Annotated in this window: 22 protein-coding genes; 12 read left to right on the forward strand and 10 right to left on the reverse strand. The window is 58.6% G+C overall.

The window, feature by feature from the left end; translation table 11 throughout:
* Positions 1-57: 57 nt before the first annotated feature.
* The 3 genes from ED236_RS08930 to ED236_RS08940 are packed head-to-tail and all read right to left on the reverse strand — an operon-like array spanning position 58 to position 3,242.
* Positions 58-1,425 carry a sigma-54-dependent transcriptional regulator gene (locus tag ED236_RS08930; protein WP_123237623.1) on the reverse strand — a complete coding sequence of 456 codons (1,368 nt, stop codon included), beginning with the start codon at positions 1,423-1,425 and terminating at the stop codon, positions 58-60.
* 1 nt (position 1,426) lies between these two features.
* Positions 1,427-3,040: a sensor histidine kinase gene (locus ED236_RS08935; RefSeq protein ID WP_123237624.1), complete on the reverse strand. Its 1,614-nt coding sequence runs from the start codon at positions 3,038-3,040 to the stop codon at positions 1,427-1,429.
* Complete coding sequence (locus ED236_RS08940; RefSeq protein ID WP_123237625.1) at positions 3,030-3,242, reverse strand: PP0621 family protein; 213 nt, start codon at positions 3,240-3,242, stop codon at positions 3,030-3,032. The genes ED236_RS08935 and ED236_RS08940 overlap by 11 nt, the downstream gene beginning before the upstream one ends.
* A gap of 175 nt (positions 3,243-3,417) precedes the next feature.
* Between ED236_RS08940 and ED236_RS08945 the strand changes: the two genes are divergently transcribed.
* The 4 genes from ED236_RS08945 to ED236_RS08960 are packed head-to-tail and all read left to right on the forward strand — an operon-like array spanning position 3,418 to position 5,280.
* A complete protein-coding gene (locus ED236_RS08945; protein WP_123237626.1) occupies positions 3,418-4,020 on the forward strand; it encodes an RNA polymerase sigma factor in 603 nt (200 codons plus the stop codon).
* Complete coding sequence (locus ED236_RS08950) at positions 4,017-4,439, forward strand: DUF3619 family protein (RefSeq protein ID WP_240032093.1); 423 nt, start codon at positions 4,017-4,019, stop codon at positions 4,437-4,439. The genes ED236_RS08945 and ED236_RS08950 overlap by 4 nt, the downstream gene beginning before the upstream one ends.
* Positions 4,412-4,849, forward strand: coding sequence for a DUF3106 domain-containing protein (locus ED236_RS08955; protein ID WP_123237628.1), 438 nt, complete (start codon positions 4,412-4,414; stop codon positions 4,847-4,849). Before ED236_RS08950 ends, ED236_RS08955 begins: the two co-directional genes overlap by 28 nt.
* Entirely contained in the window at positions 4,849-5,280 is a 432-nt protein-coding gene (locus ED236_RS08960; protein ID WP_240032095.1) for an RDD family protein, read from the forward strand. The genes ED236_RS08955 and ED236_RS08960 overlap by 1 nt, the downstream gene beginning before the upstream one ends.
* A gap of 36 nt (positions 5,281-5,316) precedes the next feature.
* On the opposite strand, the gene lptG is transcribed toward ED236_RS08960, so the two are convergent.
* On the reverse strand, positions 5,317-6,387 hold the full coding sequence (lptG, locus tag ED236_RS08965; RefSeq protein WP_123237629.1) for an LPS export ABC transporter permease LptG: 1,071 nt from the start codon (positions 6,385-6,387) through the stop codon (positions 5,317-5,319).
* Positions 6,384-7,472 (reverse strand): LPS export ABC transporter permease LptF, encoded by a 1,089-nt coding sequence (lptF, locus tag ED236_RS08970; RefSeq protein ID WP_123237630.1) that lies wholly within the window; start codon positions 7,470-7,472, stop codon positions 6,384-6,386. The genes lptG and lptF overlap by 4 nt, the downstream gene beginning before the upstream one ends.
* Before the next feature lie 99 nt (positions 7,473-7,571).
* Here lptF and ED236_RS08975 point away from each other — a divergent pair, with 99 nt between their 5' ends.
* From ED236_RS08975 to ED236_RS08985, 3 genes are read left to right on the forward strand one after another with little or no spacing between them, the layout of a single operon-like run.
* The gene (locus tag ED236_RS08975) at positions 7,572-9,068 is read left to right on the forward strand and encodes a leucyl aminopeptidase (RefSeq protein WP_123237631.1); all 1,497 of its coding nucleotides are present in this window, start codon (positions 7,572-7,574) and stop codon (positions 9,066-9,068) included.
* Positions 9,069-9,101: 33 nt separating this feature from the next.
* Positions 9,102-9,539, forward strand: coding sequence for a DNA polymerase III subunit chi (locus ED236_RS08980; protein ID WP_338053165.1), 438 nt, complete (start codon positions 9,102-9,104; stop codon positions 9,537-9,539).
* Positions 9,539-9,844: a hypothetical protein gene (locus tag ED236_RS08985; RefSeq protein ID WP_123237633.1), complete on the forward strand. Its 306-nt coding sequence runs from the start codon at positions 9,539-9,541 to the stop codon at positions 9,842-9,844. The genes ED236_RS08980 and ED236_RS08985 overlap by 1 nt, the downstream gene beginning before the upstream one ends.
* Here the strand turns inward: ED236_RS08985 and gcvH are convergent.
* Entirely contained in the window at positions 9,823-10,200 is a 378-nt protein-coding gene (gene gcvH, locus ED236_RS08990) for a glycine cleavage system protein GcvH (RefSeq protein ID WP_123237634.1), read from the reverse strand. The two genes, ED236_RS08985 and gcvH, sit on opposite strands and share 22 nt — an antisense overlap.
* A 200-nt stretch (positions 10,201-10,400) precedes the next feature.
* Here gcvH and pbpG point away from each other — a divergent pair, with 200 nt between their 5' ends.
* The gene (gene pbpG / locus ED236_RS08995) at positions 10,401-11,378 is read left to right on the forward strand and encodes a D-alanyl-D-alanine endopeptidase (RefSeq protein ID WP_420820419.1); all 978 of its coding nucleotides are present in this window, start codon (positions 10,401-10,403) and stop codon (positions 11,376-11,378) included.
* A gap of 142 nt (positions 11,379-11,520) precedes the next feature.
* Here pbpG and topA read toward each other — a convergent pair whose 3' ends face one another.
* The 3 genes from topA to ED236_RS09010 all read right to left on the reverse strand — a co-directional run bounded on the left by topA (position 11,521) and on the right by ED236_RS09010 (position 16,072).
* Positions 11,521-14,145 carry a type I DNA topoisomerase gene (gene topA / locus ED236_RS09000; RefSeq protein WP_123237635.1) on the reverse strand — a complete coding sequence of 875 codons (2,625 nt, stop codon included), beginning with the start codon at positions 14,143-14,145 and terminating at the stop codon, positions 11,521-11,523.
* A 165-nt stretch (positions 14,146-14,310) separates the two neighbouring features.
* A complete protein-coding gene (gene ttcA, locus ED236_RS09005; protein ID WP_123237636.1) occupies positions 14,311-15,297 on the reverse strand; it encodes a tRNA 2-thiocytidine(32) synthetase TtcA in 987 nt (328 codons plus the stop codon).
* Between the two features lie 34 nt (positions 15,298-15,331).
* Entirely contained in the window at positions 15,332-16,072 is a 741-nt protein-coding gene (locus ED236_RS09010) for a pteridine reductase (RefSeq protein WP_123237637.1), read from the reverse strand.
* Positions 16,073-16,137: 65 nt separating this feature from the next.
* Between ED236_RS09010 and ED236_RS09015 the strand changes: the two genes are divergently transcribed.
* Both ED236_RS09015 and trmB read left to right on the forward strand, forming a co-directional pair.
* Positions 16,138-17,280, forward strand: a complete 1,143-nt coding sequence (locus tag ED236_RS09015) for a class I SAM-dependent methyltransferase (protein ID WP_123237638.1) — start codon at positions 16,138-16,140, stop codon at positions 17,278-17,280.
* A 29-nt stretch (positions 17,281-17,309) separates the two neighbouring features.
* A complete protein-coding gene (gene trmB / locus ED236_RS09020) occupies positions 17,310-18,035 on the forward strand; it encodes a tRNA (guanosine(46)-N7)-methyltransferase TrmB (protein ID WP_123237639.1) in 726 nt (241 codons plus the stop codon).
* Here trmB and yihA read toward each other — a convergent pair.
* Positions 17,994-18,632, reverse strand: coding sequence for a ribosome biogenesis GTP-binding protein YihA/YsxC (gene yihA, locus ED236_RS09025; protein WP_123237705.1), 639 nt, complete (start codon positions 18,630-18,632; stop codon positions 17,994-17,996). The two genes, trmB and yihA, sit on opposite strands and share 42 nt — an antisense overlap.
* A gap of 118 nt (positions 18,633-18,750) precedes the next feature.
* On the opposite strand from yihA, the gene ED236_RS09030 reads away from it, so the two are divergent.
* Positions 18,751-19,368, forward strand: coding sequence for a c-type cytochrome (locus ED236_RS09030; RefSeq protein WP_171001779.1), 618 nt, complete (start codon positions 18,751-18,753; stop codon positions 19,366-19,368).
* A 250-nt stretch (positions 19,369-19,618) separates the two neighbouring features.
* Positions 19,619-21,547, forward strand: a complete 1,929-nt coding sequence (locus tag ED236_RS09035; protein ID WP_123237641.1) for a cytochrome c biogenesis protein ResB — start codon at positions 19,619-19,621, stop codon at positions 21,545-21,547.
* The last annotated feature ends 1 nt before the right edge of the window (position 21,548 follow it).

The raw sequence follows: 21,548 nt of genomic DNA on the forward strand, positions 1-21,548 counted from the left end.
CACGCAATCTACCGCCGGTTTGGTTTGTCTGGATGACTGTTGTTCCCAACTTCGGCCCTAGGCTTCGTCTTCTTCGATCTCTTCTTCACCCGGCTTGCTCATGCCTAGCCGTCCGAGACGATAGCGCAGCGTGCGGAAGCTCACCCCCAGCAGCTTGGCAGCCGCAGTCTTGTTCTGATTGGTCTTGCTGAGCGCATCCTGGATCAGGCGACGCTCTATCTCGTCCAGATAATCTGGCAAGCCCATCTTGCCTACATCGAGCGCCGGGCCGGCGGGCAGGTTGCCGGTCTGCAGCAGCAGGTCCTGGGCGCTGATGCTGTTGCCATCACACAAGGCCAAGGCACGTTCCAGCACATTCTCCAGCTCGCGTACATTGCCCGGGAAGCGGTGCTCGCTGAGGGCGCGCAGTGCCGAGGCTGACAAGACCGGAGTGGCGCAGCCCTGCGTCTTGCAGAGTTTTTCCAGCAGGTAGTTGGCCAGTATCGGAATGTCGTTGGGCATGTCGCGCAGCGGCGGCAGCTTCAGTTCGATCACGTTCAGGCGGTAGTACAAGTCCTGTCGGAACTGGCCGTTCTCCATCATCAAGGCCAGGTTGCGGTGCGTGGCGCTGATGATGCGCACATCCACGGATTCTTCCTGAGTGTCGCCCACCATGCGCACCTTCTTTTCCTGAATCGCGCGCAGCAGCTTGACCTGCATGGCCAGCGGCAGGTCGGCCACCTCGTCCAGGAACAGCGTGCCTCCGTTGGCTGCGTGGAACATGCCTTCCTTGTCCTGATGGGCGCCCGTGAACGAGCCCTTTTTGTGGCCGAAGAACTCGCTCTCCATGAGCGCTTCCGGGATGGCGCCGCAGTTGACCCCGATGAAGCGGCCTTCGCGGCGCGAGCTGTTGAGGTGGATCAGGCGTGCGGCCAGCTCTTTGCCACTGCCGGACTCGCCGCTGATGTAAACCGGTGCCTGGCTGCGTGCCAGTTTGCTGATCATGGTGCGCACCTGCTGGATGGGCGCGGACTCGCCTATCATGTCGGCGGTACTGCTGGTTGGCGCCGCCGGCAGCGAAAGCCGCAGTGCGGATTGCACCAGCGGGCGCAGTTGCTTGAGCGAGATCGGCTTGCTCAGGTAGTCGAAAGCACCGGCTTTGAGTGCCGATACGGCATTGTCTGCGCTGCCATACGCGGTGATCACCGCCACCGGCAGCCCGGTATGGTGCTGGCTGATGTGTTGTACCAGATCCAGTCCAGTGCCATCCGGCAGGCGCATGTCGGTCAGGCACAAGGCATAGCTGCGCTGTGACAGCAGGTGCATGGCTTCGCTGACATTGCTGGCGCTGTCGGTTGCTATGTCCATGCGTTCCAGCGTCAGTACCAGCAGTTCGCGTATATCGGTTTCGTCGTCGACGATCAGGCAGCGCAGCGGTGACGTCATATCAGGCAGGTCCCTTCTTGATGAGCAGTACAAAGCGGCTGCCTACAGTTAACGGTTCGTAGTGGATGCTGGCATCGTTGGCTTCACACAGCTCGCGCGTGATGTAGAGCCCGAGGCCGGTACCGCTGGCCGCCGTAGTGAAGAACGGTTCGAACAGATGGCTGCGTATCTCTTCCTGCACACCACTGCCGTTGTCGCTGACTTCGATGCGGATCGCGTCGTTGGTGGCCGCCACTTCAGCTGTCAGGGTCAGCACCGGGTAGTCCGGGTTAGCGTGACGCCAGCCGTTGCGGCACAGGTTCCACAGGATCTGATCCAGATGGCCACGATCGAACAGGATCACCTCGGCGGCAGCTTGCAGTTTGAACTGCGCAGCGGGGATGTTCTCCACCTGACAGAACTGGGCATGGAACTCTTGCAGGAACTCATCCAGTTTGATCAGCTCTCGCTGGGTACGGTCACGCCGGTTGAGTTGCAGCACGTCCTGTACCATCTGCTCCATGCGCTCCACGTTGTCGGCGATGATCTGCAGCAGGCGGCGGTTGCCGGTGTCTTGCACATCTTCCTGCAGCAACTGATTGGCGTGGCTGATGGAGCTCAACGGGTTGCGTATCTCATGTGCGATGCTGGCCGTCAGACGCCCCAGCGCGGCCAGTTTGAGTTGTTGCGCATGGGTCTGCATCTGGCTCCAGTCTTCCAGGAAGATGACTGCGCCGTGCAGGCGGTCCGGCCCGATCGGTAGCATGCGCAACTGCAACTCGCGCCCGCTGTTGTTGAGCTTCAGGGTGTTGCCGGGCAGGTTGCTGCTGGGCGTGGTTTCTGCCGGCTGGTAGATCCAGGTACGCAGCAGGTTGGCGATCTGAGGTGCGCAGTCGTTGAGTGAGCGATCTTTCCATGGGTGCCGGTCCATGCCGAGCAGGCCCTGCGCTGGCAGGTTGTAGTGACGCACCACGAAATTCTGGTCAACGATGACCACGCCGTCCTGCATCTCCTGCGTGATCAGTTCGTTCAACTGGCCAAGGTTGGCAAGATCCAGTCCGCGTTGCGAAGCCAGCGCCTCGCTCTGCAGGGCACGGCGGGCAAAGCTATGGGCCAGCCAGGCGGTGGCAAAGCAGCTGAAACCCAACAACATGATGTGCGAGAACATGTCGTGGTCCTGCTTCCAGGTGAGCAGTTGCAGCGACTGTTCCAGCATCAGTGCTACCATGGCGTAGGCGGCGTACACCAGTGCCAGCCGTCCCTGACTCATCACGCTCGCTCCAGCGATGGTGATCACCAGCAGCAGTCCCAGGCCGCTCTTGAGGCCACCGCTGGCGTACATCAGGGCTACGATCAGGCAGATATCGGCCAGCGTTTGCAACGTGACCTGGCGATTGAACTGAGGTTTGCGCAGCCAGGTGAATACGGCGGCCACGATGCTAACTCCCAGGTAAGCATAGGCCAGCTGCATCGCCAGCGGCTGGTTGAAATTGCTCCACCAGCTTTCCAGTCGGCTATAGGACAGGATGAAAATACCGGCAATCACAAAACGGTATAGATTGAACAGCACCATGGAGCGCCAGTAAGTGCTGGCAGGCGCAAAATGGAAATCGGTTGGTGCCGTGTTATTGGTCATGGTCTGGCAGGTGTGCGCGGCTGCAATAATGGATACCGGCCTGTTGCAGGCTTTCGGATTCCGGGATGTGGGTGCCACAGTGGGCACATTGCACCATGCGCTCAGCTTGGGCGGGGGCGGGTGGCTGGATACTGTGGTGATAACCGCGCACGATACGGTACAGCAGCCATATCGCGAAGGCGATGATGATGAGTTTGAACATGTAGTAAGTCCCAGGCCGTTTTCAAGCCGCTGTTATGCTGGCGGCTGATTCGAGGCAGATGCGATTGATTGTAGCGAAAGCGGCCACGGTCACAAAATTTAACCTGCTATACTCTGTCCATGCTTGTTTGCATGCAATTGATCTTATCCCAATGTCGACAATCTGGCCGTAAGGTATGGCAACTTCTCAGGAACTAGCGGACTTTCTCGCCCAGGTCGAGCGCCGTGCTTTCAAGCAGACGGCCTATGCCGTACGCGATGATCATGCCGCGCTGGATATCGTACAGGATGCGATGCTCAAGCTGGCAGAAAACTACGCGCAGCGTCCGGTCACCGAGTTCCCCATGCTGTTCCAGCGCATCCTGCAGAACACCATGCGCGATTTCTGGCGTCGCCAGAAGGTCCGCAGCTTCTGGACCACACTGATGTCATCATTCACTGGTAAACAGGATGATGATGAAGAACACGACCTGCTCGAGACGCTGGAAGTCGAACAGCCCGGCAACAACCCCGAACGGCAGCTTGAACGTAGCCAGACGATTGCTATAATCGAACAGGCATTACAAAAATTGCCGCACCGTCAACGCCAAGCCTTTGTGCTGCGTTACTGGGAGGAGTTGGATGTTGCCGAAACGGCAGCGGCCATGGGATGTTCCGAGGGCAGTGTGAAAACGCATTGCTCGCGTGCCGTTCACAGCCTGGCCGCTGCATTGCAACATCATGGCCTTAGCACCAGTAGCAACGCCGTGACTCGCTCCAACGTGGAGGCGACGCGATGACAACCGATACCACAATTCAGGATACTGTTCACAACACCATGGACCAGCAGCAGCAAGCCAAACAGATCGTCAGCATGCTTGAAGAAGCCTCTGACGCGCTGGATACGCGCGTGCTAGCGCGGCTGCGTGAAGCGCGTTATCGTGCGCTTGCACAAGCTGCGCAGCCAGCGCTGGCTGTGCCCGACTGGCAGATGCTGAAGCAGCATGCAGGACAATTCCTGCATCTGCATCAACGTGCCGTGATGTCAGCTGCCATGCTGGGGGGCTCGGCGCTGCTGGTATTCGCATTGACACAACAATTCGCCGGGCAAGAAATCACCGGACAAGGCGATGCATTCCTGCTGGCTTCAGAGTTACCGCCAGAGGCTTATCTGGATAGGGGATTTGATACATGGTTAAAGCGTACTGCGCAGCAATAGCGCTGTTCCTGGCCGTGGTGCTGTTGCCAGCTGCATACGCGGCCGCTGACCCGCAATGGAGTCAGTTGAATGAAAGCCAGCGCAAGGTGCTGAGCCCGCTGGCTGCCGAATGGGATACCTTGCGTCCCTGGCAGCGTGAAAAGATGCTGGATATCGCGCGCGACTATCCCAAGATGAACAGTGCCCAGCAGGACAGGGTACAAAAACGTCTGACCGACTGGAGCCGCATGACCCCGTTCGAACGCGACAATGCGCGTAAAAAATATCAGCAGTTCCAGTCGTTGCCGCCAGAAAAGCAGGAAGCCTTGCGCAAGAAATGGCGTGAGTACCAGAACCTGCCTGAATCCAAACGCGAAACCCTGCGCCAGCAACATCCCGAGTTCGACGACGTCGAACATCTCGCTGACTAGTGTCCGAGCTCCAGACCGCGCCGCCGGTGCTGCGGCGTATCGGCTGCCTGATCTATGATGCCCTGCTGCTGCTGGCACTCTGGTTAATCGCCACGTTGTTGTATCTTTTGCTCGCTGGTAGCGAACTGACGGCAGTGCAGCGTCATGGCATGCAGCTGTATCTGTGGCTGATCTCGGCGGTGTATTTTGTCTGGTGCTGGCGTCATGGCGGGCAGACGCTGGCCATGCAGACCTGGCGCATGCGCTTGGTCAACCGGGATGGTCAGGCCATCCGCTATGGTCAGGCGATATCACGTTATGGCTGGGCCACGCTGAGCATCGCCACACTGGGTTTCGGGTATCTGTGGGCTTTCTGGGACAAGGACGGACAATATCTGCATGACAGGTTGAGTGGCTGTTATCTGGTCACGCATACAACCAAGCCTGGTTAGGCCTCGATCTTTCCAGAAGCCAGCCGGGCTGGCCGTTCAGCGTCGCTCCACGTAAATCAGCAGACTCAAACCTATCATCAGGAACAACAGGGTAGGGAATATGGCACTGAACAGTGGCGACCAGTCATTGAGCAGGCCCAGGTGCACAAATACCCGGTTCAGCACCTGATATACCACGCCTATCATCACGCCACCCAGGATCTTGGCACTGGTGCCCGTGGCACGCTGGTGCAGGAAACCGAACGGCAGTGCCAGTATCACCATCACCACACAGGCCAGCGGGTAGATCATTTTGGCCCACAAAGCCACTTCATAACGCGCGGTCTTTTGCTTGTTGCTGGAAAGGTGCTGGATATAGGTATACAGATTCCAGGCCGACATCTTTTCCGGGACCACCAGCAACACGTTCAACAATTCCGGCCGTATCAGTGAACCCCAGTTGAAAGAAGGGTAGAAGTCGGAGCGCACTTTGTCTTCAGAGAAGGTGGTTTTCGACACATCATGCAGATCCCAGCTTTCGCCATCAAAACGGCCGCTACGCGCATTGGTGATGGTGTTGAGGCGAAATTTGTCATCAAACGCAAAGATGTGGATATTCTGCAGACCAGCATCGGTTTTGACATCCTCCACATTCACGAAGCTGTTGCCGTCCTTGACCCATAGACCGGAACGGAACTCCTGGGCCACCACGGAATCGGTGGCCTTGATACGGGTGCGTTGTGCGGCTTTTTCGCTGAGCGGCGTGACCAGTTCCCCCACCACAAAGGTGAGTACCACGAACACCAGGCCAACGCGGATCAGGATCCACGCCACACTGGCGATGGACACTCCGCTGACACGCAGCACGATCAGTTCGGAGTGGCGAGCCAGCTGCCCCAGCGCATACATGGTACCGACCAGTACCGCCACTGGCACGACTTGGTAGACATGGCCGGGCGCGCTGAGCAGCACGAACAGCAACACCTGATCCAGGCTGTAGTTGCCCTTGCCCAGACTTTCCAGTTCCTGGATCAGGTCAAAGAACGAGAACAGCGCGATCAGCGCCACGATGAGCAGTGCGATGCTGGCGGTCAGCTCGCGCGTGAGATAGCGGCTTAGCAGCTTCATTTGCCCCACCATCTTGGCAACAAGGGCAACTGGAAGATGCGCCGGTAGAACATGTAAACGGTCAGGCTCAGGAACAGCAGATGCACTGGCCACAAGCCCACCATAGGACTGATCTTGTCCTGACTCAGCCAGGCCTGCATGATGCTGAGCAGATTGTTGTAGATGACGTAGATCATCAATGCCAGCATCATGTTGGCAGAGCGGCCGGAACGTGGGTCAACGAAGCTCAGCGGAATGGCCATCAACACTAGCACGAAAGCCGAGATGGGCAGCGCCAGGCGCCACTGTATCTCGGCGACGTTCTTGGCGTCATGCTCTTCCTGCAGCAGATCCATGGTGGATTTTGCCTGCGTATTGGGTGGTTTCTGTTTCACCTCACCGGCTTCGATGCGAATGGCATAGCGCTCGAATTCGGTCATGGTGAATTCCGGTGTATCCGGTTTGCCTTCGTAGCGACGGCCCTGCTGCATCACCAGAAAGTTGTCGCCGTTCTCGGCGGTCTCACGATGGCCGCGGCTGGCGACGATGATGCCGATACGCTGATGCTGTACCGACTGCACGAAGATGTTCTTGACCACATTGCCCAGCTCGTCAAAGCTTTCCACGAAGAATACCCGGTCCGCCTGGCGCGATTCCTTGAATACACCGGGGGTGATCGTGGCCAGTTCGTCGCGGCTCTTGAGCTGGTTGCTGAAGTCCGCGCCTTTCATGGTGGCCCAGGGGGTGACGAACATGCTGAGCAGGGCGATCACCGCCACCACCGGAGCAGCGAAGCGCAGCACCGGGCTGATCCAGCTGGCGATGCCCTGGCCGGAGGTGAACCACACCACCATCTCGCTATCGCGATGCCAGCGTGACAGGGTCAACAACACGGCCAGGAACAAAGTCAGCGATAACATCATGGGCAGGAACTTCAGCATGCTGAAGCCTAACAAAGTGTTGATCGCATCGCTGGCCAGGCTACCTTTGGCAGCAATGCCGATGTAATAGGCGACGCGTTGTGCGATGACCACACCGAACAGCACCAGGAACGCCCCGATGGCGGTGGTGACGAGCTCGTGCAGCAGTGAACGTTTGAACAGCATGTGATGAAGGCAGGTAATATCCGCTATCCGCAACACGCCTATAGACTTGGCCGTGAAACGCGAGATAATTAAAGTAATTCGTTTGAGAGGAAAGACAGCATGGAATTTAGCATAAAAAGCGGTAATCCGCAGAAGCAGCGCAGTGAATGTCTGATTCTGGGGGTGTATGAAGCACGCAAACTGACCGCGTCAGCCAAGCTGGTGGACGAGGCCAGCGACGGCTATCTGACCACGCTGCTCAAACGGGGCGACATCGAAGGCAAGCTGGCCAGCACATTATTGCTGCAGCAGGTGCCGGGCATCGCCGCAGAGCGTGTACTGCTGGTGGGTCTGGGCAAAGAGCGTGACCTGACCGAAGCTGGTTACCGCAAGGCCGTGCAGGCGTCCATCAAGGCGCTTGCCAGTACGCCGGCACGCAATGTCTACAGCTGTCTGGCGGAAGTGGCTATCAAAAAGCAGGATCTGGACTGGAAGGTGGCGCAACTGGTGGAAGCCGCGCAGGACAGCAGCTACCGCTACATCAGCCCGGTCGGCAAACCCAAGAGCACGGATAAAGGCGTCACTCATCTGGTGATCCATGCCGCTGGCGCTGGTGCAGGCAAGCTCGCTGAAGCCGGTCTCAAGCAAGGCCTGGCGGTCGCCGCGGGTGTCAGCCTGACCAAGGATCTGGGCAATCTGCCGCCCAACATCTGCACGCCCACCTACCTGGCTGAACAAGCCATCGCCATGGCCAAGCACTACGGCATGGAGGTGGAGGTACTGGAGCGTGCCGACATGGAAAAGCTGGGTATGGGTTCTTTCCTGGGCGTGGCCCAGGGCAGTGTGCAACCACCCAAGCTGATCGTGTTACAGCATAAAAAAGGCAAAAAGAGCCAGAAACCGGTGGTGCTGGTGGGCAAAGGCATCACCTTCGATACCGGCGGCATCTCGCTCAAGCCGGGTGCCGAGATGGACGAGATGAAGTACGACATGTGCGGTGCCGCCAGCGTGCTGGGCACCTTCAAGACCTTGGGCGAGCTGGATCTGGCCATCAACGCGGTCGGTATCATCCCCACCTGCGAGAACATGCCGGATGCAGACGCCATTCGCCCCGGTGACGTGCTGACCAGCATGTCCGGCCAGACCATCGAAGTGCTCAATACGGATGCCGAAGGCCGCCTGATCCTGTGTGATGCGCTGACCTATGCCGAGCGCTTCGAGCCTGCCGCTGTGGTGGACATCGCCACACTGACCGGAGCGTGTGTGATCGCGCTGGGTCATCACGCCACCGGCCTGTTCAGCAACAAGGACGCACTGGCCAAGGAGCTGCTGCAAGCCGGTGAAGCGGCGCTGGACCGTGCCTGGCACATGCCGCTGTGGGACGATTACCAGCCCCAGCTGGACAGCAATTTCGCTGACATGGCCAATATCGGCGGCCGCGCGGGTGGCAGCATCACCGCCGCCTGCTTCCTGGCGCGTTATGCCAAGAAGTATGACTGGGCACATCTGGACATTGCTGGCACCGCCTGGAAATCCGGCAAGGAAAAGGGCGGCACCGGCCGTCCGGTGCCCATGCTGACCAACTTCCTCAAGCGTCGTGCGGACAAGTCTGCCTGAGTGCATGCGGCGAGCTGAACACAGCATGGCGGAATGGCAATGACGCGCATCGAGTTCTTCTTCAACGTCAGTGACAAGCTGCAGCATGCGCTGCAGCTGTCCGCCAAGGCGCTGGGAAAGCGGCGCAAGCTGCTCATCTATGCGCAGAGCGCCGCGGAGGCGCAGCGTTTCCAGCATCTGCTGTGGACGCAGGACGCAGTTTCTTTCCATGCCAACTGCAGCTCGGACGATGCCCTCGCAGCGGAAACCCCGCTGGTGGTCATGTGGCAGGAAGGTGCGTTGCCGCATGACGATATCCTGGTCAATCTGCAAGCAGAGCAGCCGCTGTGGTTCAGCCGCTTCACGCGCCTGATCGAGATCGTCGGGGTGGATGAAGCCGACAAAGCGGCAGCACGTCAGCGCTACCGCTTTTACCGTGACCGTGGTTATGAGATCCGCAGTTTCGATGCCAACGGTGGGGCGCTGGTCTGATGGCACTGGAGTCGGAAGACGACCTGACCCGCGTGCTGCGCCAGGTGCAGGCATTGAAACAGCACGAAGCCACTGACCAGGATGTACCGGTGCTGGACCAGCCCTATCAAGGCGTACCGCCAGCCTTGCCGGTGATGACGCCAGAGCTGGCCGCCGGTATGTTGATGAGCCTGCAGCCTGCGTTGCAGCTCATGGTCAAGGAAATGGTGCGTCAGGCTGTGCTGGAAGCGCAGTCCGCCACACCTGTGCTTGCTAGCTCGTCACAGACTCAAACTGGGGATACTCAACCCAGCAGCGAGCGATAGCCCTCGGCGCTCAGCAAGCGGCTGAGATCACCGGCATCTGCGGGTTTGAATTTGAAGATCCAGGCCTTGTAACAATCATCGTTGATCTGTTCCGGGTAATCGCCCAGGCTGCTGTTCACGGCGGTGACCGTGCCGTTCAGCGGCGCATGCAGGTCCGAGCCGGTTTTGACCGATTCCACCAGGCCGCATGGCGTTCCAGCCTGTAGTGGGGCGCCTGGTTTGGGCGCGTCCACGAACACGATGTCCCCTAGCAGGTCTTGCGCATAATCGCTGATGCCTGCCAGCCATTCACCGTCCGCACTGGGCGAGACCCACAAATGTTCGTTGCTGTAATACAAAGTGTCAGGTATTTTCATGCTTGCCTGTGCTGAGCTTAAATATTGATTTGAGAATGTTGAATCGACGAATTCATTTTCGCACAGGCGAAATCACCTCGCTAGCGTCGCTTGTTCTGCAGTTCATAAATAGTTTAAAAAAATGCGGCATCTAGATGACATTGTTGAATATTTTAGATAGTATCGCTTTACCAGATTTGGGGTGAGCCAGGGGTTAGACCATGATGATCAAGCAATATCAGGTAATTGGGCTGGCGCTTGCCTTGCTGTTATCCCCGATGGCGATGGCGCAAAAGCACACAAAACAACAAACAGCGCATGCTCGCCCGGCTAGCAAGCCAGTGCCGCGTGCGCTGGATGTCGATCCAATTAAAACCGAGCTCACAGCAGATGGTCAGCCGAATCTGGCATCCGCCAAAGCCATGATCGTACGCCAGTCCACGGGCGAGACCCTGTACGCGAAGAATGCCAATGCACCCACTCCTATCGCGTCCTTGACCAAGCTGATGACGGCTATGGTGGTGCTGGATGCCGGCTTGCCCATGGACGATGTGATCCGCATCAACGATGCCGATATCGACACCCTCAAGGGTACAGGTTCACGTTTGCGGCTTGGTACTGAGCTATCCCGCCGCGAACTGCTGGAGATCGCGCTGGTGGCCTCCGAGAACCGTGCCGCATCCGCGCTGGGGCGTAGCTATCCGGGCGGTGCTGATGCATTCATCCGTGCCATGAACACCAAGGCCAAGCTGTTGGGTATGATGGACACGCGCTTCGCTGACGCCACCGGCCTGAATACCGGTAATATTTCCACCGCAGAAGACCTGGTCAAGCTGGTCAATGCGGCCTATCAGTATCACGACATCCGCGCGGTTAGTACTCTGGCTACCAGCGATGTGCCGGTGCGCGGTCTGCGCGATCCCTTGCACTACATGAACACCAATGCGCTGGTGCGCAAGGGCGAATGGGTGATCGGCTTGTCCAAGACTGGCTACATCAAGGAAGCTGGCCGCTGTCTGGTGATGCAGGCCGAGATCTCGGGCGAACCCTTGATCATCGTGTTGCTGGATTCACAAGGCAAGAACTCGCGCCTGGGCGATGCGCAGCGCATCCGCAAATGGCTGGAGCAGGGCAATCTGCTCACGGCAGGGCTAGCCAAGCCGCGTCTGCATTTGAGCGAGTTCAACAGCCAGCATTGAGCCCAGTGTCCTGCAGTACCTATGCCACAAATAAAAACGCCAGCATACGCTGGCGTTTTTGCTTCTGATCGCTCGCCAGGCTGAACGGCCGCTGTGCCTGAGGCAAGGCGCCAGTTTTGCTGCCTGTTTTGCTACTGGCTTTTTATGGCTCAGGTTTGGCAACGGTTTTTGTTGCCCTTGGTTTGCTGGTGGTGGCTTTTTTAGCCACCGGTTTTTTAGCAGGCGTGGCTTTTTCGGCAGGCGCTTTCTTGGCCGCAACGGTCTTTTTGGTCGTGGTTTTGCTGACTTTGGCCTTGCTTGCCGTCTTGCTGGCAGGTTTTTTGGCGCCACCGTCCTTTTCCACTTTGGCGGCTAACAGGGCCAGCGCGTCTTCAAAGGACAGTGATTCTGGTTCCTGTGATTTAGGCAGCGTGGCGCGCACTTTGCCATGCTGCACATAAGGACCATAACGGCCTGCGTAGATGGCGACAGGCGCTTCATCCGAGGGGTGTTTGCCCAGTTCGCGCAGCGGTGCCGGGCCGGAATTGGCTTGTGCCAGCAGTTCCACGGCGCGGTTGAGGTCGATCTCGAACACGCTGTCCGACTTGGGGATGGATTTGAACTTGCCATCGTGATTCACATACGGCCCGAAACGTCCCAGATTGGCGACGATCTTCTTGCCGGTCTCCGGGTGCTGACCCAGGTCGCGCGGCAAGGCGATGAGCTTTTGTGCCACGGCCAGATTCACATCGGCCAGCGCGATCTCCTTGGGGATGCTGACGCGTTTGGGTTTCTTCTTGGCATCCGCTTCCGGCAAGCCCAGTTGCAGATAGGGGCCATACGGGCCGTTGAGCAGCAGGATATCCTTGCCGGTTTCGGCATCGCTGCCGATCACGGTGGGTTCGCCAGCCGGGTTGCCCGTGTTCTCGTTGCGGATGTAGTCGCATTCCGGATAGCCGGTGCAGCCCACGAACATGCCATATTTACCGAGCCGCTTGCTCAGGGGCTTGCTGCACTTGGGGCAGTCTTCACCTGTCAGTTCGTGCGTCATGTCGGCCCGGTCGATATTGGCCTTGTCCTTCACCTGCTGATGGAAGCCTGCCCAGAAATCCTCCAGCACAGGGACCCAGTCGCGCTCGCCTTCGGCGATGTTGTCCAGTTCGTTTTCCAGATTGGCAGTGAAGTCATAATCCACATAGCGTGTGAAGTGCTCGGTCAGGAACTTGTTGACCACGCGGCCCACATCGGTGGGCGTGAAGCGTTTTTTATCCAGCAGGACGTACTCACGATCCTGCAAGGTGGAGATGATGCTGGCATACGTGGACGGCCTGCCGATGCCGTACTCTTCCAGCACCTTGACCAGGCTGGCTTCGGAATAGCGCGGTGGTGGTTCGGTAAAATGCTGCTCACCAAAGATCTTTTCCACATCCAGTACTTCGCCGGTTTCCAGATGCGGCAGTTTGGCTTCGGATTCTTCTTCCTCGTCGTCCACGCCTTCCATGTAAACCGCGATAAAACCCGGGAAGATCATGGTCTGGCCGCTGGCACGGAACAGATTGGCTTCCGAGCCCACGGCGAGGTCTACGCTGACAGCATCGAACTTGGCAGGCGCCATCTGACAGGCCAGGGCGCGCTTCCAGATCATTTCATACAGCTTGAACTGTTCGTCGCTGAGGAAGGCACGCATGCTGGCTGGGGTGCGCGAGATGTCGGTAGGGCGGATCGCTTCATGTGCTTCCTGGGCATTCTTGGCCTTGGTTTTGTACATGATGGGCGAACGCGGCAGGTAATCGCCTGCGAAGTTCTTTTTGATGTAATCGCGGATCTGCATCACCGCTTCGGCCGCGATGCTGAACGAGTCGGTACGCATATAGGTGATCAGGCCGACCGCACCGCCACCGATGTCGATACCTTCATACAGTTGCTGCGCCACGCGCATGGCGCGGCTGGTGGTGAAGCCCAGTTTGCGCACGGCTTCCTGTTGCAGCGTGGAGGTGGTGAACGGCGCGGCCGGGCTGCGGTTACGCTGTTTCTTTTCGACCCGGCTGACGGTGGCTTTGCCAGCACTGGCCAGCAGCAGGCGGCCGACGATGGTTTCCTGTTGTTCGCGCGTGGTGACGGTGAATTGTTCAACTTTTTCACCCTCCAGCTGGATCAGGCGCGCATCGAAATGATGCTGATGTTTGCGGCTGTCGAGATGGATGGTCCAGTATTCGCGGCTGACGAAGGCTTCGATCTCCAGCTCGCGTTCCACGATCAGGCGCAGCGCAGGGCTCTGTACACGGCCTGCGGACAAACCGCGGCGGATCTTCTTCCACAGCAGCGGCGACAGATTGAAACCCACCAGGTAATCCAGTGCGCGGCGTGCCTGTTGCGCATTGACCAGCGGCATGGAGATATCACGCGGGTTCTCGATGGCATGTTCCACCGCGCTCTTGGTGATCTCGTGGAACACCACGCGCTTGATCAGCTTGTTCTTGACCAGCTTCTTCTGGTTCAGGATCTCGGCGATATGCCAGGAGATGGCTTCCCCTTCGCGGTCCGGGTCGGTGGCGAGGTAGATGGCATCGGCCACCTTGACTGCTTTGGCGATCGCGTCCACATGCCGGGCGTTACGATCGATCACCTCGTACTGCATGGCAAAGTTCTGCTCGGGGTTGACCGCGCCGGTCTTGGGCACCAGGTCACGTACGTGACCATAGGACGCCAGTACCTCGAAGTCCTTGCCCAGATACTTCTTGAGGGTTTTGGCCTTGGAGGGCGATTCGACGATAAGCAGTTTGGACATTAAGTGGCGATTCAGGTGGGAGTCGGGCAGATGATAAGAGTAAACGCCAGCCAAGAGCAAGGAGACCGCATGGCCTGACGCTGTATGTTCAAGACAAATCAGGCTTTTTTAATGCATTCTGCCCTTGATCGCATGGTGTGCCGGGCATCGTGGCTCAGGCATGGCTCATGCCTGTACTGCTGGTAACTGGGTTTCGGGCATCAGGGTTTCAGGTGTGCGCGGGTCAGGCAAGTTGAGGTTCCAGATATTCTTGCGCACGAACTCGATGCGGTTGGCTTCGACATGCTCCAGCGTGAGTGCGCCATCTGCGGGTAGTTCCACGCCATCGAACAGCGTGTCTTCTGGGCGGGCGTGGCTGCTGCTCAGGCCTTTGAAATCGAACAGTGTGGTATCGGCCAGATGCGAAGGCTCCACGTTGGTCAGGGCACGGAAGATATTGTTCACACGGCCCGGTTGTTCGCGCTCCCAGGCATTCAGCATGTCCTTGACCTTCTGGCGTTGCAGATTCTCCTGTGAGCCGCACAGGTCGCACGGGATGATGGGGAACTGCATGCTGCGCGCATAGCTGGCGATGTCCTTTTCGGCGCAGTAGGCCAGCGGGCGTATCACCACATGGCGGCCATCATTGGTGCCCAGCTTGGGCGGCATGGCTTTCAGCTTGGCACCGAAGAACAGGTTGAGGAACAGGGTTTCGACGATGTCATCGCGGTGATGGCCGAGCGCGATTTTGGTGGCCCCCAGTTCGGTGGCGGTGCGGTAGATGATGCCGCGGCGCAGGCGCGAGCACAGCGAACACGTGGTTTTTCCTTCCGGGATCTTTTCCTTGACAATGGAATAGGTGTCCACCTCGACGATGCGGTATTCCACGCCCAGCTTTGCCAGATAGGCTGGCAGTACATCGGCCGGAAAGCCCGGCTGCTTCTGATCCAGGTTCATGGCGATCAGCTTGAAGTCGATGGGCGCGCGTTCCTGCAGCGCGAGCAGAATCATCAGCAGGGCATGCGAATCCTTGCCGCCGCTCATGCATACCAGCACGGTGTCGCCTTTTTCGATCATGTTGTAATCGCCGATGGCTTTGCCGGTGGCGCTGATCAGGCCGTTGCGCAGCTTGAGGAAGTTGCCGGAAACGTCGTCGGGATAATGCTGGGTCATGGTGGGTGCAGTATGAGTTGGGCCGCAGCGGCCGTTATAGGTTAAGAGAGCGGCCACCATCGACCGCGATGACCTGGCCGGTGATGAAGGGTGCGTCCTGGATCAGGAAACGCACCGCCTTGGCCACATCGTTGCCTTCGCCTATGCGCTTCAGCAGGGTTTGCGAGATGACGCGCTGGCGATACACCTCATCGAATTGCGGATTGTCTTCCGGCCACAGCACCGGGCCGGGCGCTACCGCGTTGACGCGCACTTCCGGTGCCAGTTCATGCGCCAGCGATTTGGTCAGCGTCATCAGGCCGGCCTTGGCTACACTGTAGACCACATAGCCCTTCTTGGGGCGCTCGACGTGCATGTCGGTGATGTTGACGATGCAGCCTTGCTGCTTCTTCAGTTCTGATGCGGCTGCCTGTGACAGGAACAATGGCGCTTTGAGGTTGGAGCCGACCAGGTCGGTCCAGTCCGGCTCGGTGATCTCGCCGATCTCGGTCGCATAATAGGTGGAGGCGTTATTGATGAGCACATCCAGCTTGCCGAAGCGGCTGACGGTCCCTTGGATCAGGGTGGGCAGCACTGCCAGATTGAGCAGGTCGCCCTGGATGATGGCCACCGAGTTGGGGCGTTGCAGATTCAGTTCTGCCTGCAGGGCACGTGCTTCGCCCACCGAGCTACGGTAATGGATCATCAGGTCGGCACCGCTGGCGTGCAGCAGGCGGCAGATCGCTGCACCTACGCGTCTGGCGCCGCCAGTAATCAGTACCACCTTGTTTTGCAATGCAGAGTTCACCGGGTTCCCATCAATACTGAAGATTCGATCAGTGGCGGCATTATAATCTGTCCATGAGTCGATTACCCATTCCAGATCAAGACGCTCGCCAGGCGAGTCAGCAACTTGCGCAGCACATCACACAACAGATCCGTGCAGCTGGCGGCTGGATGCCATTTTCCGATTACATGCACGCGGCGCTGTATACGGCTGGCCTCGGTTATTACAGCGGCGGGGCGCAAAAGTTCGGGGCTGATGGTGATTTCGTCACCGCGCCTGAGATCTCGCCATTGTTCGCGCAGAGCCTGGCCGATCAGCTGGCGGAGGTGTTGCGCGAAACCGGTGGGGACGTGCTGGAGCTGGGTGCGGGCCGTGGTCGCCTTGCCGCGCAGTTGTTGCTGGCGCTGGAGGCATTGCAATGCCTGCCTGTGCGGTATCTGATCCTTGAGGTCAGTGCCCAGTTGCGTGCCGAGCAGCAGGCCCACATCGCCCGCTTGCCTCAACACCTGGCGCAGCGTGTGCACTGGCTGGACGGCTTGCCCGAGGCGTTGGCCGGGGTAGTGATCGGCAACGAGGTGCTGGATGCCCTGCCAGTCGAGGTGCTGGAGCTGGGCGATACTGGCTGGAACACACTGGGTGTCGCCGAACAGGACGATGGGTTCATCTGGCAAGCCCGCCCTTTGCTGCAAACGCCTGCTGCCGTGCAGGGCATGGACCTGCCACCCGGCTACATCACCGAGCACTGTCCGGCGGCGAGCGCGCTGGTCTCCAGCCTGGCTGAGCGTCTTGCTGTCGGGCTGCTGCTGTTCATCGATTATGGGTTTGCACGCGCCGAGTATTACCACCCGCAGCGCAGGCAAGGCACCTTGATGTGCCATTACCGGCATCATGCACATGGCGACCCGTTCTTCTACCCCGGCCTGCAGGACATCACTGCACATGTGGATTTCAGCGCGGTAGCGGAAGCGGCTGCGCCTACACTGGATCTGCTGGGTTATGCCGGGCAGGCACAGTTCCTTATCAATTGCGGCATCACCGAGCATCTGGCCGCTGTTTCTGCGGCAGATGCTGGGCAGTATCTGCCGCTGGCGGCGGCAGCGCAGAAGCTGTTGTCGCCAGCCGAGATGGGCGAGTTATTCAAAGTGATCGCGCTCGGGCGTGGCATACAAGCCCCGCTGCGCGGTTTTCGGCGTGGCGATCGTAGCCACACGCTATAATCTGCGCTTTTTTTCAAGGACGGTGGGTCATGCAAGATCCGGCAAATGAGCTTCCGACACAGGCTGAACCAGCCGAAGATGCGCTGAAACGGCGGCCTATCCGCAGTTATGTGCTGCGTCAGGGGCGCTTGACCGAGGCGCAGCAGCGTGCGCTGGAGACCGGCATGCCGGCGTATGGCATCGAGTATGCACCTGTGCCACTGGACCTGGCGCAGTTGTTCGGGCGCGCCGACAGCAGCAAGATCGTCGAGATCGGCTTCGGTATGGGGGATGCCACGGCGCAGATCGCGGCGCATCTGCCGGATGTCGATTTTATCGGCATCGAAGTGCACACGCCGGGGGTGGGCAGCCTGCTCAAGCAGATCGAACAGCGTGGTCTGGGCAATCTGCGCGTGATCCAGCATGACGCGGTGGAGGTGCTGCAACACATGGTGCCGGATGCCAGCCTGGATGGCGTGCATATCTTCTTCCCGGACCCATGGCACAAGAAACGTCACCATAAGCGCCGTTTGATCCAGGCAGGTTTTGTGAGCCTGTTATGCCAGAAGCTGAAAGTGGGTGCTTACCTGCATGTGGCCACCGACTGGCAGGAATATGCAGAATGGGTGCTGGAGGTGTTGACCGCCGAGCCACTGCTGCAAAACACGGCCGCTGACTACGCGCCCAAGCCGGAGTACCGGCCGCTGACCAAGTTCGAGCAGCGTGGCATCAACCTAGGCCACGGTGTCTGGGACCTGGTGTTCAGGCGACTCTGATGCTGGCGGGTACAGCCATTGGCTGATGATGGTCTCGGCTTCTTCCACGCCCTGTTTCTTAAGGCTGGAAAATAGCTGTACCGTGCAATTTCCCCAGCCCTGCGTCACTTCCTTGCGCACGGACTGCAATACCAGCATGGCGGCACTGCGTGACAGCTTGTCGGACTTGCTGAGCAGGATGTGCACCGGGCGTCCGGATGGACAGAACCAGTCCAGCATTTGCCGGTCTAGAGGCGTGAGTGGATGACGGATGTCCATCACCAGCACCAGACCGCACAGGCAGTCGCGCTGACTGAGATAGCTGGACAGCGTCATCTGCCAGTGCCTGCGCATGGCTTCCGGCACTTTGGCATAGCCGTAACCGGGCAGGTCTACCAGAAAGCGCTCGTCACCGAGCGCGAAGAAGTTGATCAGTTGGGTGCGACCAGGTTGTTTGCTGACGTAAGCCAGGCGATTGTGGTTGGCCAGGGTGTTGAGTGCGCTGGACTTTCCCGCATTGGAGCGGCCAGCGAAAGCGACTTCGATGCCGGTCTGCGCTGGCAGGTCGCTCAGCTTGTGCGCAGAGATGAAGAAAGTCGCGTTTTGAAACAAGGGCATGAAAGGCTCGATGGCGTGTGGCGGAGAGAACAAAAATGCTATCACGAGATAGCGATTTTCGATAAAATGTTTGGATTTTCAGATAACCGTATCTAAGTATAGCGTTGAGGAGTGAAGCATGGGGTTACGTAACAAAATGCTGTTTGCAGCCGGTGCACTAGGTGCCTTGCTGGCAGTAACGACGGCTCAGGCGGCTGGTGATGCCAGCAAGGCCGCAGCAGCAGCGCAGGTCTGCGCAGCATGCCATGGTGCGGATGGTAACAGCATGATCCCCATGTACCCCAAGCTGGCTGGACAGCACCCGGAATACATCAATAAACAGTTGCAGAACTTCAAGTCCGGTGATCGCAAGAACGCGATCATGGCCGGTATGGTGGCGACACTGACGCCTGAAGACATGGAAAACTTGGCGGCCTACTTCGCCACCCAAGCCCCCAAGGGTGGCACGGCCAAGAGCAATGGCCCGGGTTCCGTCGGTGAGAAGATCTACAAGGGCGGCATCCTCGGTATCGGTGTTCCTTCGTGTGCGTCCTGTCATGGACCGAGCGGCGCAGGCATCCCGACCCAGTTCCCGCGTCTGGCCGGTCAGCATGCGGATTACATCGTCGCCCAGTTGAAGACCTTCCGCACTGGCGAGCGCGCCAACGATGGTGCCAAAATGATGCGCATGATCGCTGGCAAGATGTCCGATCAGGACATGGCCGCTGTCGCCGATTACATCCAGGGCCTGCGCTAGTTTTTGGTTATTTGCCTTCAGGCAGCCAGATCGTAAACTGAGCATGGGGCACAAGCGTTAAGGGTGGCGTTGCCACCCTTAACTTTTGCAGCCACCTTGTCATCATGGGATTTTTCATCGCGAATCAAACTTTCTGTGCCGATGATGCTCAATCCACCAGTTGATCCTGTGCCCACCGCTAACGAGTGATCCCCTTATCTTGAAACCCGGACCTTCCAATTCCCGACAGCTGTACGAGCTGCTGAGCTCGATGCGCTTCGCAGTCAGCCTGCTGACGGTGCTGGGTGTCGCTTCCATCATCGGCACCGTGCTCAAGCAGAATGAGCCCTATGCCAACTACATCATCCAGTTCGGCCAGTTCTGGTTCGAGTTATTTAATCTGCTGGGCTTGTACGATGTCTACCATGCCTTGTGGTTCCTGCTGATCCTGCTGTTCCTGGTGATCTCCACCAGTCTGTGCATCTACCGTAACAGCCCGCAGATGCTGCGTGACTTGCGCAACTACCGCGAGAACGCGACGTCTGTTTCCCTGCGCAGTTTCAGTCACCAGGCCAGCTATACAACGACGGCCAGCGCGGAGGCCTTGCGCGCGCAGTTGCTGCAGTTCCTGACCTTGCGCGGCTTCCGCTACCGTATCCAGCCGCGTGACGGTGGTGAGCTCATCGCTGCCAAGGCGGGCAGCTATCAGCGCCTGGGCTATATCTTCACGCATGCCGCCATCGTAGTGATCTGTGTGGGCGGTTTGATGGACGGCAACCTGCCGTTCAAGGTGCAGGAGATGCTGGGCCATAAAAAGATCGAAACGCTGGATGTGCCAGCCTCGCAAGTGCCGCCAGAGAGCCGCATGGGCGTGGGTAACCTGTCGTTCCGCGCCAACATGACCCTGCCGGAAGGCAGCAGTGCGGACGTGGCTTTTCTGCGCGTCAAGGATGGTTATCTGGTGCAGGAGCTGCCGTTCCGCATCGCGCTCAAGGATTTCCGTATCGAGCATTACGCGACAGGTCAGCCCAAGTCATTCGAGAGTGACCTGGTGATCACCGATCCGGATCTTAAAGAACCACTCACACGTACCATCAGCGTCAACAAGCCGCTGATCTACAAAGGCATCGCCATCTATCAGTCCGACTTCCAGGACGGCGGCACCGGCCTCGATTTCGATATGTGGGATATTCTGGGTGCGGGCAACCGTAGCCTGCCGCTCAAGGGCACCATCTTCGATGAGGTCAAGTTGGGCGATGCTGAAGATAATCTCACCATCGAGTTCAACGATTTTCGCTTGTTCAACATCCTTAATCTGTCTGCAGACGGCAAAGGCAAATCGCACAACGTAGGTGCCAACGTGACCTTCAAGGTGCGCGATACCCAGGGCCAGGCACGTGAGTATGTGAACTATATGCAGCCTTTGCGTCTTAATGGCCGCGCCTATTTTGTTTCCGGCATGCGCAATACCCAGCGTGAGGAATTCAAATACCTGCGCCTGCCCGTGGATGAGGACATGAGCCTGCAAAGCTTCATGCGCCTGCGCAGCGTGATGTTCGACCAGGCGCAACATGCCGAGATCGCCGCACGCCTGTCGCGTGTGGCCATGCCGGGCGATGCCAGCGATGCAGATCTCAAGGCCAAGTTCGAGAGCAGTATCCAGCAGTTATTGCTGGCCTTCAGTCGTGGTGGCTATACCAAGATCGCCGAAGCCATCGAGCAGGCGGTGCCCGAGGCGGAGCGCGACAACGCTGCGCAGACTTACCTCAAGATCGTCAATGGCGCGGCGTTCGAGGCCTACAATCTGAGTCGTGAACGGGCTGGTCTGCCGGCGGCGGCTGGTGACGAGGAAACGCAACTGTTCCTGCAGGACGCCATGAACGCGATGAGCGATCTGTTCTTCTACGGCAGCCCGTTCTATCTGCAGCTGCAACAATTCCAGCAGCGCGAAGCCAGCGGACTGCAACTGACGCGCTCGCCCGGCAAGGCGCTGGTCTACACGGGCTCCTTGTTGCTGGTGCTGGGTATCTTTGCCATGATCTACATCCGTGAACGTCGTATCTGGCTGCTCGTCAAAGCCAATGAAGCCACCGGTGAACAACAGCTGCTGTTCACCATGTCCTCGAACCGCAAGAACCGGGACCTGGATCTGGAATTCGCCCAGTACCAGCAGCAACTGCAGCAGCAATTGACCTCTTAAG

The organism is Pseudomethylobacillus aquaticus (assembly GCF_003730115.1).
GTDB lineage: Bacteria > Pseudomonadota > Gammaproteobacteria > Burkholderiales > Methylophilaceae > Pseudomethylobacillus > Pseudomethylobacillus aquaticus.